This is a genomic window from Streptomyces doebereineriae, from assembly GCF_031845645.1.
In the GTDB taxonomy this organism is placed as follows: domain Bacteria; phylum Actinomycetota; class Actinomycetes; order Streptomycetales; family Streptomycetaceae; genus Streptomyces; species Streptomyces canus.
Genome location: NZ_JAVREZ010000006.1, coordinates 97,617 through 110,089, shown reverse-complemented (window position 1 = coordinate 110,089; position 12,473 = coordinate 97,617). Strand labels below are relative to the sequence as shown.

General features: G+C 69.9%; 10 protein-coding genes. 2 read left to right on the top strand and 8 right to left on the bottom strand.

The features are described 5' to 3' along the window. Positions 1-28: 28 nt before the first annotated feature. A complete protein-coding gene (locus RNB18_RS19210) occupies positions 29-1,357 on the bottom strand; it encodes a class I SAM-dependent RNA methyltransferase (protein WP_311715303.1) in 1,329 nt (442 codons plus the stop codon). 114 nt (positions 1,358-1,471) lie between these two features. Next, entirely contained in the window at positions 1,472-3,520 is a 2,049-nt protein-coding gene (locus tag RNB18_RS19205; RefSeq protein ID WP_311715302.1) for an APC family permease, read from the bottom strand. A 382-nt stretch (positions 3,521-3,902) separates the two neighbouring features. Between RNB18_RS19205 and RNB18_RS19200 the strand changes: the two genes are divergently transcribed. Further along, positions 3,903-4,574, top strand: a complete 672-nt coding sequence (locus RNB18_RS19200) for a potassium channel family protein (protein ID WP_311715301.1) — start codon at positions 3,903-3,905, stop codon at positions 4,572-4,574. After that, the gene (locus RNB18_RS19195) at positions 4,574-5,251 is read left to right on the top strand and encodes a potassium channel family protein (protein ID WP_057611264.1); all 678 of its coding nucleotides are present in this window, start codon (positions 4,574-4,576) and stop codon (positions 5,249-5,251) included. The genes RNB18_RS19200 and RNB18_RS19195 overlap by 1 nt, the downstream gene beginning before the upstream one ends. Before the next feature lie 36 nt (positions 5,252-5,287). Here the strand turns inward: RNB18_RS19195 and RNB18_RS19190 are convergent, their stop codons facing one another. From RNB18_RS19190 to RNB18_RS19165, 6 genes are all read right to left on the bottom strand, one after another. Next, positions 5,288-6,052, bottom strand: coding sequence for a DUF3159 domain-containing protein (locus RNB18_RS19190; RefSeq protein ID WP_266558488.1), 765 nt, complete (start codon positions 6,050-6,052; stop codon positions 5,288-5,290). Positions 6,053-6,055: 3 nt separating this feature from the next. Further along, positions 6,056-6,454 carry an OB-fold nucleic acid binding domain-containing protein gene (locus RNB18_RS19185; RefSeq protein ID WP_037710883.1) on the bottom strand — a complete coding sequence of 133 codons (399 nt, stop codon included), beginning with the start codon at positions 6,452-6,454 and terminating at the stop codon, positions 6,056-6,058. Positions 6,455-6,500: 46 nt separating this feature from the next. After that, positions 6,501-7,184 (bottom strand): response regulator, encoded by a 684-nt coding sequence (locus RNB18_RS19180; RefSeq protein ID WP_311715300.1) that lies wholly within the window; start codon positions 7,182-7,184, stop codon positions 6,501-6,503. Next, complete coding sequence (locus RNB18_RS19175) at positions 7,181-9,748, bottom strand: sensor histidine kinase KdpD (RefSeq protein ID WP_311715299.1); 2,568 nt, start codon at positions 9,746-9,748, stop codon at positions 7,181-7,183. The genes RNB18_RS19180 and RNB18_RS19175 overlap by 4 nt, the downstream gene beginning before the upstream one ends. 634 nt (positions 9,749-10,382) lie before the next feature. Continuing rightward, on the bottom strand, positions 10,383-11,075 hold the full coding sequence (locus RNB18_RS19170; RefSeq protein WP_311715298.1) for an ABC transporter ATP-binding protein: 693 nt from the start codon (positions 11,073-11,075) through the stop codon (positions 10,383-10,385). Between the two features lie 96 nt (positions 11,076-11,171). After that, a complete protein-coding gene (locus RNB18_RS19165) occupies positions 11,172-12,317 on the bottom strand; it encodes an alginate lyase family protein (protein ID WP_394817648.1) in 1,146 nt (381 codons plus the stop codon). Between the last annotated feature and the right edge of the window lie 156 nt (positions 12,318-12,473).

Sequence of the window (12,473 nt, the reverse complement as noted above, 5' to 3'; positions counted from 1 at the left end):
ACAGCGGCAGACCACCCGAACCCGCAGGTCAGGCGCCCTTCGCCACAGGTTCCAGCACCGCCACGCACTCCACGTGATGCGTCATCGGAAAGAGGTCGAACACCCGGAGCGTCCGCACCCGGTACCCCCCGTCCCGGAAGTACCCCAAGTCCCGCGCCAGCGCGGCCGGATCGCAGGCGACGTAAGCGATGCGGCGGGCGTCCAGGGACGACAGGTGCTCGACGGTCTTGCGGCCGGCCCCCGCGCGCGGCGGGTCCAGCACGATCAGGTCGACCTCCGTGATCCCGGTGCGCGGCAGCACGGCCTCCACCTTGCCCTGCTCGATCCGCACCCGGTCGAAGGCGGCGAGGTTGTGCCGGGCGTCCTCGACCGCGCGCTTGCCCGACTCGATGCCGAGGACCGCGCCCTTGTCGCCGAGGCGGTCGGCCAACGCCCCCGCGAACAGCCCCACACCGCAGTACAGGTCGAGCGCCATCTCGCCCTTGCGCGGCAGCAGGCCCTGCATGACCGCCTTCACCAGCGTGTCGGCAGCCTGCGGGTGGACCTGCCAGAAGCCGCCGCTGCCCACCCGGTGGGTGCGGCCGTCGGCCCGCTCGCGCACGAAGGCGCGGCCGTGGACGCGGTGGATGCCGCCGTCGTGCTCCTCGACGCGCATGACGGAGACGGGCTTGTCGAGTTCCACGAGGGGCAGGCGGGCGCCCGGCCGGGGCTCCAGGATGACCATGCGGTCCTGGGAACCGGTCGCCGCGATCGCCTCCACGGACGCCATCCCGGACCAGTCCCGGTCCTCGATGCCCAGCTCGCTCACGCCCGGCGCGGCGATCATGCAGTGCTCGATCGGCTCCACCTCGTGCGAACGGTGGCGGCGCAGACCGGCGTTGCCGTCGGCGTCCACCGCGTACTGCACGCGGGTGCGCCAGGCAGGCACCTCGCCCGCCGGCAGCTTGTCGCCCTCGGCCGGCATCACCGTGCCGTCCCAGCCGGCCTCCTCCGGGGTGAGACCCGCGAGCCGCTTCAGCTGCTCGGCGACGACCTCACCCTTGAGACGCCGCTGGGCGCCGGGCTTGGCGTGCTGCCAGTCACAGCCTCCACAGCGGCCGGGACCGGCATAGGGGCAGGGCGCCTCGATGCGGTCCTTGGACGCCTCCAGAACCGACACCGCGTCCGCACGCAGGAAACGCGCCCCCTCCTCGCCCTCCGTCACCCGGGCCACGACCCGCTCCCCGGGAAGTGTGTGCCGGACGAACAGCACCTGGCCGTCCTCCGTGCGGGCGATGCAGTGCCCGCCGTGCGCGACGGGGCCGACCTCGACTTCGAACTCCAGCCCCACCAGCGATTTCTTCGGTTCTGCCTGCATGGCGGGGTGACTCCACAACGTCAAGGGGAAAGGGGAACGCGGCCGGCCACGAGACGACCGGACACGAATCGGCCGGACACAAAAGCAAAGCGGCCGAGACGACAGCCAACCAGTCTACTTCGGCGCCGGCGTCTCCTTCGCCCGCTGCTCGGCCGGACCGCGCCGCACCGAGCCGGGCGCGTTCCACTCCTGCCGCCTGCGAGCACGGTTCTTCGCCGCCTCCGAGGACTGGAGCTGGTAGGGCACCGAGGTCACCATGACCCCCGGCGTGAACAGCAGCCGCCCCTTGAGCCGGAGCGCGCTCTGGTTGTGCAGCAGATGCTCGTACCAGTGGCCGACCACGTACTCGGGGATGATCACGGACACCGCGTCACGCGGCGACTCCTTTCGCAGCCCCTTCACGTAGTCGATGATCGGCCGCGTGATCTCGCGGTACGGCGAGTCCAGGACCTTCAGCGGTACGTCGATCCCGCGCCGTTCCCACTCGGCGCGCAGTGCCTTGGTCTCGGCCGGGTCGACGTTGACGCTCAACGCCTCCAGCGAGTCCGAGCGCATCAACTTGGCGTACGCGAGCGCCCGCAGCGCCGGGCGGTGGATCTTGGAGATCAGGACGACGGAGTGGACGCGGGACGGCCGCAGGCTGTCGTCGCTCGGGCCCTCGGGCGCCGCGAGTTCCTCGGAGACCCGGTCGTAGTGCTTCCGGATCGCCGTCATCGTCGCGTAGAAGATGCACATCCCGAGCAGCGCCACCCAGGCGCCGTGAGTGAACTTGGTGACCAGGACGACGACCAGGACGAGTCCGGTGAAGAAGGCGCCGAAGGCGTTGATCGCGCGGGAGCGAATCATGTGGCTGCGCTTCGCGGCGTCCTTCTCGGTGGCCAGGTGGCGGTTCCAGTGCCGGACCATGCCGGTCTGGCTGAGCGTGAAGGACACGAACACGCCGACGATGTAGAGCTGGATCAGCCGGGTCGAGTCGGCGCCGTAGATCCACACCAGGAGTCCGGCCGCTCCGGCCAGCAGCACGATGCCGTTGGAGAAGGCGAGGCGGTCGCCGCGGGTGTGCAGTTGGCGGGGCAGGTAGCGGTCCTGGGCGAGGATCGAACCGAGCAGCGGGAAGCCGTTGTAGGCGGTGTTCGCGGCGAGGAACAGCACCAGTGCGGTGGCCGCGGCCAGCACGATGAACAGGAAGCTGCCCTTGCCGAAGACGGCCTCGGCGACCTGGGAGATCACCGGGTTCTGCACGTAGTCGGAGCCGAGCGCGACGCCGTTGTGGATCAGGTCGACGGCCGGGTTCTCGGCCATGCGGACCTTGGTGACCATGGCGAGCGCGATGATCCCGCAGAACATGGTGACGGCGAGCAGGCCCATCATCGCGAGCGTGGTCGCCGCGTTCTTCGACTTGGGCTTGCGGAAGGCCGGTACGCCGTTGGAGATGGCTTCGACGCCGGTGAGCGCGGCGCAGCCGGAGGAGAAGGCGCGCAGCAACAGGAAGACAAGGGCGAATCCGGCCAGGCCCTGGTGCTCGGCCTTGATGTGGTAGTCCGCCGTCGGTGCCCGCATGGTGTCGCCCAGAACCAGACCGCGGAACGCGCCCCACGCGATCATGATGAAGACGCCCGTGACGAAGACGTACGTCGGAATCGCGAAGAGCGAGCCGGACTCCTTCATGCCGCGCAGGTTCATCAGCGTCAGCAGGATGATCACGGCGATCGCGCAGAGCACCTTGTGCTCGACCACGAAGGGGACCGCGGAGCCGAGGTTCTCGATGCCGGAGGCGATGGAGACGGCGACCGTGAGGACGTAGTCGACGAGCAGGGCGCTGGCGACCGTGAGGCCCGCCTTGGGACCGAGGTTGGTGTTGGCCACCTCGTAGTCGCCGCCGCCGCTCGGGTACGCGTGCACGTTCTGCCGGTAGGAGGCGACCACGGTGAACATCAGCACGACGACCGCGAGCGCGATCCAGGGGCTGAAGTGGTAGGCCGACACGCCCGCGATGGACAGGACCAGCAGCACCTCGCCGGGCGCGTACGCCACTGAGGACAGCGGGTCGGAGGCGAAGACAGGGAGGGCGATGCGCTTCGGCAGGAGCGTTTCGCCGAGCCGATCACTGCGCAGTGCGCGCCCGATCAGGATCCGCTTGGGCACGTCGGTCAGTTTGGACACAACAGTGAAGCGTAAGCGTTCGAACGGGCGAGCAACCACCCGGCACCCCGCATCTGCTCTCCGGGTGAAATCCGGACCCGCTCCGGCTACGGATTCCGCAGGTGAGCGGAGCGGCATGCCTATATGACAAGACCTCGCCCCCTTACTGTCCCCGGAGGTTCCATGGACACGACCGCAGAGCTGATCGGCGCCGCGGCCACCCTCATCGGCCTCGGCATCCTGACGCTCGCGAGCGTCCGCAGCATCAGCCGCCGCTGACGGACACGAAGTCAGGGCAACCGTGCACAGGGGTGCCGTCGTCCTACCGCCCGTGTGTAGCTTGGGCGTCGGTCTGAGACCCTGATGTGGCTGAGCAGTACTTATTGACACCGGAAGGACGGTCGTGCACATCGTCATCATGGGCTGCGGGAGAGTGGGTTCCGCTCTCGCCCAGACCCTGGAGCAACAGGGGCACACGGTCGCCGTGATCGACCAGGACCCCACCGCCTTCCGACGACTGGGCTCCGGTTTCGGCGGTCGCCGTGTCACCGGGGTCGGCTTCGATCAGGACACCCTGCGTGAGGCGGGCATCGAGGAGGCCGGCGCCTTCGCAGCGGTCTCCAGCGGCGACAACTCCAACATCATCGCCGCGCGCGTGGCCCGCGAGATGTTCGGCATCGAGAACGTCGCGGCCCGGATCTACGACCCCCGGCGCGCCGAGGTCTACCAGCGCCTGGGCATCCCGACGGTGGCGACGGTCCGCTGGACCGCGGACCAGATGCTGCGCCGGCTGCTGCCGTCGGGCGCGGAGCCGCTGTGGCGTGATCCCACCGGCGGGGTCCAGCTGGCCGAGGTGCACGCCTCGACCGCCTGGGTGGGCCACAAGATCAGCAAGATGCAGGAGGAGACGGGCGTCCGGGTGGCGTTCCTGACCCGCCTCGGCGAGGCGATCCTGCCCACCTCGCAGACGGTGCTGCAGGAGGGCGACCTGGTGCACGTGATGATGCGCACGGACGACATGGAGAAGGTCGAGGCGTCCTTCGCCGAGGGCCCCGAAGAGGAGAGCGGTCACTGATGAGGGTCGCCATTGCCGGCGCCGGTGCGGTCGGCCGCTCGATCGCGGGCGAACTGCTGGAGAACGGCCACGAGGTCCTTCTCATCGACAAGGCGCCGACCGCCATCTCGGTCGAGCGCGTCCCGCAGGCGGAGTGGCTGCTCGCCGACGCCTGCGAGATCACTTCCCTGGACGAGGCCGCGCTCCAGCGCTGCAACGTGGTGATCGCCGCGACGGGCGACGACAAGGTCAACCTGGTCGTCTCTCTGCTGGCGAAGACGGAGTACGGCGTCCCGCGGGTCGTCGCCCGGGTGAACAACCCGAAGAACGAGTGGCTGTTCAACGAGTCCTGGGGCGTGGACGTCGCCGTCTCCACCCCGCGCCTGATGTCCGCCCTGGTCGAGGAGGCGGTGAGCGTCGGCGACCTGGTCCGCCTGCTCCGCTTCAGCCACGGCGACGCGAACCTGGTCGAGCTGACCCTGCCGGAGGAGTCGGCCCTGGCCGGCACGACGGTCGGCGACGTGGAGTGGCCCGAGGACACCTCCCTGGTCACCATCATCCGCGGCACCCGCGTCCTCACCCCGTCGCGGGAGGACTCCCTCGAGGCGGGCGACGAACTCCTGTTCGTGGCCGCCCAGGCCCGCGAGGAGCAACTCGAGGACCTGCTGTCGGTGCGCCGCGAGGACGCGACGGGCTGAGGTCTTCGAGGGATACGACGACGGAAGTACCGGGTACTAGGCCTCGCGCCGGTGCCGCCCGGCCGCGGCCTCCGTGTCCCCACGCTCCGCGGCCTGCGCCGCCTTGCGCTCCTCCTCGGCCTTCTCCTCCGCCTCCATCTCCGCGAACACGTCGATCGGAGCCGGCGCCTTCGCGAGGAAGACCCAGGTCAGCCATACGGCCAGCAGGAAGGGCGGGATCTTGAGGGCGACCAGCACCCAGCCGAGCTGCGCGGTGTCGGCCCACCAGTACAGCGGGAAGAGAATCGCGCACTTGGCGAGCAGGATCCCGCCCCAGGCGTAACTGGCCTTGGAGTACGCCTTCTTGCGGCCCGGGTTGCGGGTCCGCCAGGAGAGGTTCTCCTTGAAGACCGGGCCGAGGATGAGCCCCATCAGCGGCACACCCGCGAGCGTCGTGATGACGTACGCCAGGCCGAGGCCCAGCGTGTACAGCATGCCCGGCAGATAGAAGTTCTTGGCGTTGCCCGTCATCATCGCGAAGACGACACCGAAGGCGACGCCGAAGACACCGCTGAAGGCGTGCTTGACGGTGTCCCGCATCACCAGGCGGACCACGACCAGCAGCAGCGACACCGCGAGCGCGGCGATCGCCGACAGGTGCAGATCCTTGTTGATCGTGAAGATCGTGACGAAGAGCAGGCCCGGCAGAACCGTCTCGACCATGCCCCGGACGCCGCCGAACGCCTCGAACAGGGCCGCCTCGGTCACCGCCCGCGCGTCATCGGTCTGAGTGTCTTCGGTCGGCTTGTCGAGAGACGTCACCGGCTACTCCCGTCCCACGGGTCGGAGTTCGTATTTCGGATTGAACAGCACCCGGCGTCCCCGGCTCATCGAGATCCGCCCGGATGCGATCAGCTTGCGCCCCGGCTCTATCCCGACGATGGAGCGCCTGCCGAGCCACACCACGTCCAGGGCGGCGGACCCGTCGAACAGCTCGGCCTCCAGGGCCGGGACGCCCGCGCGCGGTCGCAGGGTGACCGTGCGCAAGGTACCAGTAACGGTCACGATCTGGCGGTCGTGACAGTCGCCTATACGGGTGCAGCCGGCGGTCTCGGTGTCCTCCCGCAGCTCCTCGGACTCCAGGTCCTCCTGCGACGAGGAGAGCCTGTCGAGCATGCGCCGGAACCGGCCCACCGGCTTCTCGGAACGCGGAACAGCACTCATATCCGAAAGCCTACCGGGGTGCGCCGACAGCGTTGTACCCGCAGCACTAGCGTTCGAACCGGTATCCCATGCCCGGCTCCGTGACGAAGTGCTTGGGGTGCGAGGGGTCCGCCTCCAGCTTCCGTCTCAGCTGGGCCATGTACACCCGCAGGTAGTTCGTCTCCGTCCCGTAGGACGGCCCCCAGACCTCCTGGAGGAGCTGCTTCTGGCCGACCAGCCGGCCGGTGTTGCGGACCAGTACCTCGAGCAGGTGCCACTCGGTGGGGGTGAGACGTACGTCTCTGCCGTGCTTTTGGACCTTCTTCGCGGCCAGGTCGACGGTGAACTCGTCGGTCTCCACCAGGACGTCCTCCTCGTCGCCCCCGGTGGGCTCCGCGCGGCGCACGGCGGCCCGGAGGCGGGCCAGCAGCTCGTCCATGCCGAAGGGCTTGGTGACGTAGTCGTCGGCGCCCGCGTCCAGCGCCTCGACCTTCTCGTCGGAGGAGTGCCGGGCGGACAGCACGAGAATCGGCACCCGGGTCCAGCCGCGCAGCCCCTTGATCACCTCGACGCCGTCCATGTCGGGCAGGCCCAGGTCGAGGACGACCACGTCGGGGTGGCGGGCGGCGGCGAGCCGGAGCGCGGTGGCGCCGTCGTGCGCCGCGTCGACCTCGTACTTGCGCGCCTTGAGGTTGATCACGAGGGCGCGCACGATCTGCGGCTCGTCGTCGATGACCAACACTCTGGTCATGTGGCCTGCCTTTCGGGTTCTGCTTCTGCTTCTACTTCTGCGAAGGGTGTTTCGAGGAGCTCCGCGTGCGCGTCCGCCGCGCACAGCGTCAGCACCATGGTGAGGCCTCCGCCGGGCGTGTCCTCGGCGTTGAGGGTGCCGTTCATGGCCTCCGCGAAGCCCCGGGCCACCGCGAGCCCGAGTCCCACCCCCGCACCGCGCGGGGCGTCACCGTAGCGCTGGAAGGGCTCGAAGATGCGCTCTTTGGCCGCGTCCGGCACTCCGGGACCGCGGTCGACGACCCGTACCTCGACGCGGTCGGCGATGGCGCTGGCGGACACCCGGACGGGGGTGCCGGGCGGGCTGTACTTGACGGCGTTCTCGACCAGGTTGGCCACCGCCCGCTCCAGGAGCCCGGGATCGACGGCGACCATCGGCAGGGTCTCCGGGACGTCCAGCTCCACGCTTGTGTCGGGCACCCCGCCGAGGGCCATCGGCACCACCTCGTCGACGTCGATCTCCCGGATGATCGCGGTGACCGTGCCGGTCTGGAGGCGGGACATGTCGAGCAGGTTGCCCACGAGATGGTCGAGCCGGTCGGCGCCCTCCTCGATGCCCTCCAGGAGCTCGGCCCGGTCCTCCTCGGACCACGCCACGTCGTCGGACCTGAGCGACGAGACGGCCGCCTTGATGCCGGCCAGGGGCGTGCGCAGATCATGCGACACGGCGGCCAGGAGCGCCGTACGGATGCGATTGCCCTCGGCGAGCGTGCGGGCCCGGTCAGCCTCCTCCTGGAGTCTGCGACGGTCCAGGGCGACGGCGGCCTGGGCGGCGAAGGCGGCCAGCACCCGGCGGTCCTCGGCGGGCAGCACCCGGCCGGTGAGCGCGAGTGCCATGTGGTCCCCCACCGGCATGTCGACGTCGGCGTCCTCGGGCCGCTCCACGGGCGGTCCGAGCCCCGCCCGCCCCGCGCAGGTCCACGGCTCGACGTCGCTCGCCCGTTCCAGCAGGGCCGCCGACTCCATGCCGAAGGTCTCCCGGACGCGCTCCAGGAGCTCCTCCAGACGGGTCTCGCCGCGCAGCACGTTCCCGGCGAGGAAGGACAGGATCTCCGACTCGGCGCGCAGCCGGGCGGCCTGGTGGGTGCGGCGGGCGGCGAGGTCGACCACGGAGGCCACCGAGATGCCGACGCCCACGAAGATCACGATGGCGACGATGTTCTTCGGGTCGGCGATGGTCCAGCGGTGCAGGGGCGGTGTGTAGAAGTAGTTCAGCAGCAGCGAGCCGACCGCGGCCGAGGCGAGTGCCGGGAAGAGTCCGCCCAGCAGGGCCGCGGCCACCACGACCGCCAGGAACAGCAGCATGTCGTTGGCGAGGCCGAGGTCGACGGTGGTGAGGAGGATCGTCAGGAGCGCGGGGCCCGCCAGGCCGACCAGCCAGCCCCACAGGATCCGGGCCCGTCCGAGCCGCGCGCCCCGGGCCACGGGCAGTCCACGCCCCTTGGCGACCTCGTCGTGGGTGACGATGTGCACGTCCAGGTCGGGCCCGGACTCCCGCGCCACGGTCGCGCCGACACCGGGTCCGAAGACGTACTGCCAGGTCTTGCGGCGGGAGGAGCCGAGGACGATCTGGGTGGCGTTGACGCCTCGGGCGAAGTCGAGCAGCGCGGCCGGTATGTCGTCGCCGACGACATGGTGAAAGGTTCCTCCAAGGTCTTCGACGAGGGTCCTCTGAACGGCGAGTTCCTTGGGCGAGGCGGAGGTCAGCCCGTCGCTGCGGGCTATGTAGACGGCGAGGACCTCGCCGCCGGCGCCCTTCTCGGCCAGCCGCGCGGCCCGCCGGATCAGCGTCCGGCCCTCCGGTCCGCCGGTCAGCCCGACCACGATCCGTTCCCTGGAACCCCAGATCTTCGAGACCCGGTGCTCGCTGCGGTACTGCTTGAGGTACTCGTCGACCCGGTCGGCCACCCACAGCAGCGCGAGCTCCCGCAGGGCGGTGAGGTTGCCGGGGCGGAAGTAGTTCGACAGGGCCGCGTCGACCTTGTCCGGCTGGTAGATGTTGCCGTGTGCCATCCGCCGCCGCAGTGCCTGCGGCGACATGTCGACAAGCTCGATCTGTTCGGCCCGCCGTACGAACTCGTCGGGCACCGTCTCCTGCTGCCGCACGCCGGTGATCGACTCGACGACGTCGCCGAGCGACTCCAGATGCTGGATGTTCACGGTCGAGACCACGTCGATCCCGGCCGCCAGCAGTTCCTCGACGTCCTGCCAGCGCTTGGCGTTGCGCGAGCCCGGAATGTTGGTGTGGGCGAGTTCGTCCACCAGGGCGACGGCGGGGGCCCGGCGCAGGACGGCGTCGACGTCCATCTCGGTGAAGACGGCGTCCCGGTACTCCAGCTCCCTGCGCGGGATCTCTTCAAGGCCGTGCAGCATCACCTCGGTGCGCGGCCGCTCATGATGCTCCACGAAGCCCACGGCACAGTCGGTCCCCCGCTCGACCCTGCGGTGCGCCTCGGACAGCATCGCGTACGTCTTGCCGACGCCCGGTGCCGCACCGAGATAGATCCGAAGCCTGCCGCGTCCCATGGGGCCCATTGTCTTCCGCTCACTACTGCCTACGCAGCGCCGACCTTACGGCCAACAATCCCGACAAAGGGGACCGGAACCGACGTGGGGGCCCGCCTTTGACGCAACTCTGACGCGGCCCGCAGCCAGAAGCCCGGCCGACCGGCACCGGAGCCTGCATCCACCGGCCTGCCGCAGCCGCACCTTCTCCGCTGCGGGCCTGCCCGGGTCCCCGATCAGTTCGGCCAGCCACATCACGGCGTCTTCGCTCGCGCCAGCCGCCTGGAGGCCCAGCAGCAGCTACGGCTCACCGCTGCGCGGAGGGTGCAGGCAGCCAGGACGTGACGCCAGAGCGTCAGCGCGCCCGCCCTGGCCCGCGAGCTCCCGGGCCAGGAAGCGCCGCTCGTTCCAGTACAACCGGCGGTGCGTCATGGCTGTCTCCAGCACCCACGGCACCACGGTGGCCCTGCCGCCCCAGGAGCAACAAGAGTCCGCGCAGCACGTCGGAGACCCCCGCCGCGGGGAGAGCGACGAGCTTGCCGTCAGTGCGGGATGGGTCTCCACGGCGCAGCCGTTGCCCTACACGCCCCGGCGCTCCTCCCCACCGAACGCTCCACCGAGTGCCGGGCTCCGCCCCCCGGCACGACGCGCGCGCTCAGTGCCCCACGATCTCCCCGTCCCCCAGCTCCAGCACCCGGTCCGCCAGGTCCAGCAGGGTCGCGTCGTGGGTGGCGACCAGCGCGGTGACGTTCTCGCTGCGTACGACGGCTCGCAGCAGCTCCATGACGGCGTGCCCGGTCTCCGCGTCCAGTTGGCCGGTCGGCTCGTCGGCGACGAGGAGCGAGGGGTTGTTGGCGAGGGCGCGGGCGATGGCGACGCGCTGCTGCTGGCCGCCGGAGAGTTCACCGGGGCGCTGCTTCGCGTGCTCCGCGAGGCCGACCAGGGCCAGCAGCAGCTCGACGCGCTCCTCACGCGCGCGTGCGTCCACCCGGCGCAGTCGCATCGGGACGCCGACGTTCTCCGCGGCGGTGAGGATCGGGATGAGCCCGAAGGACTGGAAGACGAAGCCGATACGGTCCCGGCGCAGCGCCAGCAGCCCGTCCTCGTCCAGCCCGGCGATGTCGACCCCGTCGAGCTCGACCCGCCCCCGGTCGGGCCGGTCGAGCCCCCCGACGATGTTGAGGAGCGTGGTCTTCCCGGATCCCGAACGCCCCTTGAGGGCGACGAGTTCACCGCGCGGCACCTCGAAGGAGACCCCGCGCAGCGCGTGCACCGCGGCGGCCCCCTCGCCGAACGACCTGTGGATGTCCTCGACCCGCACCATGGTCTCCGTGACCACCTGAGTCATTGCGCTCTCCCCCGTGAAACCCGTAAAACCCGCGAACCCCGTGAACTCGTGGAACCGGGCGCCAGTATCACCGCCCGGCGCCCGGCCTTCAACGGTTCAGCTCGGGTTGTCCCCGTGCGTGAGGGTCTCCCAGGCCACGAAGAGGTTGTTGCTGCCGGCCGGCCGGTTCCGCTCGGTCAGCGTCTGCGTATTGGTCATGCCCATGCCAAGCCTGTGGTGCAACGCGTTGTACCCGACCTCGGTGACCGGCCCGAGCCCGAGTTTCAGCGACCCGCCGCACAGCCAGCCCGGCACAGCTGTCCCCAACTCGTACCTGGCCTGGAACCCCAGCGCCTGCCGCAGCCGCTCGCCCACATCCGTGCCGTACAGGTCCTGGCCCTGGACACGGCTCGTCTCGGCGACGTGCGAGATCGCGGAGATGCCGTACCCGGTGTGCGTGAGGTCCCGGCAGGTCTCCTGGGTGAGCCCGGTGACGAAGGTGGACTGCCCCTGCCAGTAGTTGACGATCTTGTCCCGGGTGTCGAGGTTCTGACTCGGCACGGTCTTCGGCAGCTCTCCGTCGGAGTCCAGGTAGACGTAGGCCGCGGTGCGGGTGCGGAACTTCGCCATGGCTTTGTCGTACGACGACCTGTCCTCGAGGAAGACGGAGATGCCGACGGCCGCCTCCATCATCGACAGCTCCCAGTTCCCGTTGGACTTCGAGCCGTTGATGATCTCCGGCAGATAGACGTTGCGGAGCATGGTCGCGAAGCGTCCGGAGTTCGCCCAACTCCCGGTGTACGTGTACTTGATGATCTCGGCCGCCCTGGGCCACGAGGAGCCGGCCCAGCCGGTCTGCAGGGGCGCGTTGCTGTTGGTGTGATCCGTGATCACCGCAGACCAGGCGTCCATGAGCTGGATGGCCTTCTTGGCGTACCGCTCGTCCCGGGTGATGTACCAGGCGAGGGCATCGGTGTAGGCGGCGATCGCGTCCTCGCGCTCGTCGGTGCAGCCGTGGTTGGGGTTCGAGTACGACCCGCACTCGACGACCGCCCGCGGCTTGGGCGTGCGGTTCAGATCGGCGTACTTGCTCGCCAGCATCGCGTCGAAGGCGCCCTTCCAGGGCTGGGCGCCGGCGTTGACCTTGCTGCGGGCGAAGTCCAACTGCCCTTGGGAGACCGTGACTCCGGGATGGGCGAAAGCGGCGGGGGCGGCGTCGGCGGGTCGTGCGAGGACACCCAGCGCGAACGCGGCGACGACCATCAGCCGTACGGAATGACGCATAGCGGCTCCGTTCTCGTATGTGAACGTGAAGCGCCCCTATGAACATAGGCGTTGGCGGATGACCGTAGGTACAGACCAATACGGCGTCAAGGTCCCGCGCACGGAAAAGGGCCGCACCCCTCACGGGGTACGGCC

What these genes read in the sequence shown, in the direction of transcription:
- RNB18_RS19210 (WP_311715303.1), bottom strand. Translation starts at nt 1,357, where the DNA reads ATGCAGGCAGAACCGAAGAAATCGCTGGTGGGGCTGGAGTTCGAAGTC.
- RNB18_RS19195 (WP_057611264.1), top strand. Translation starts at nt 4,574, where the DNA reads ATGAGGGTCGCCATTGCCGGCGCCGGTGCGGTCGGCCGCTCGATCGCG.
- RNB18_RS19185 (WP_037710883.1), bottom strand. Translation starts at nt 6,454, where the DNA reads ATGAGTGCTGTTCCGCGTTCCGAGAAGCCGGTGGGCCGGTTCCGGCGC.
- RNB18_RS19180 (WP_311715300.1), bottom strand. Translation starts at nt 7,184, where the DNA reads ATGACCAGAGTGTTGGTCATCGACGACGAGCCGCAGATCGTGCGCGCC.
- RNB18_RS19175 (WP_311715299.1), bottom strand. Translation starts at nt 9,748, where the DNA reads ATGGGACGCGGCAGGCTTCGGATCTATCTCGGTGCGGCACCGGGCGTC.
- RNB18_RS19170 (WP_311715298.1), bottom strand. Translation starts at nt 11,075, where the DNA reads ATGACTCAGGTGGTCACGGAGACCATGGTGCGGGTCGAGGACATCCAC.
- RNB18_RS19165 (WP_394817648.1), bottom strand. Translation starts at nt 12,317, where the DNA reads ATGGTCGTCGCCGCGTTCGCGCTGGGTGTCCTCGCACGACCCGCCGAC.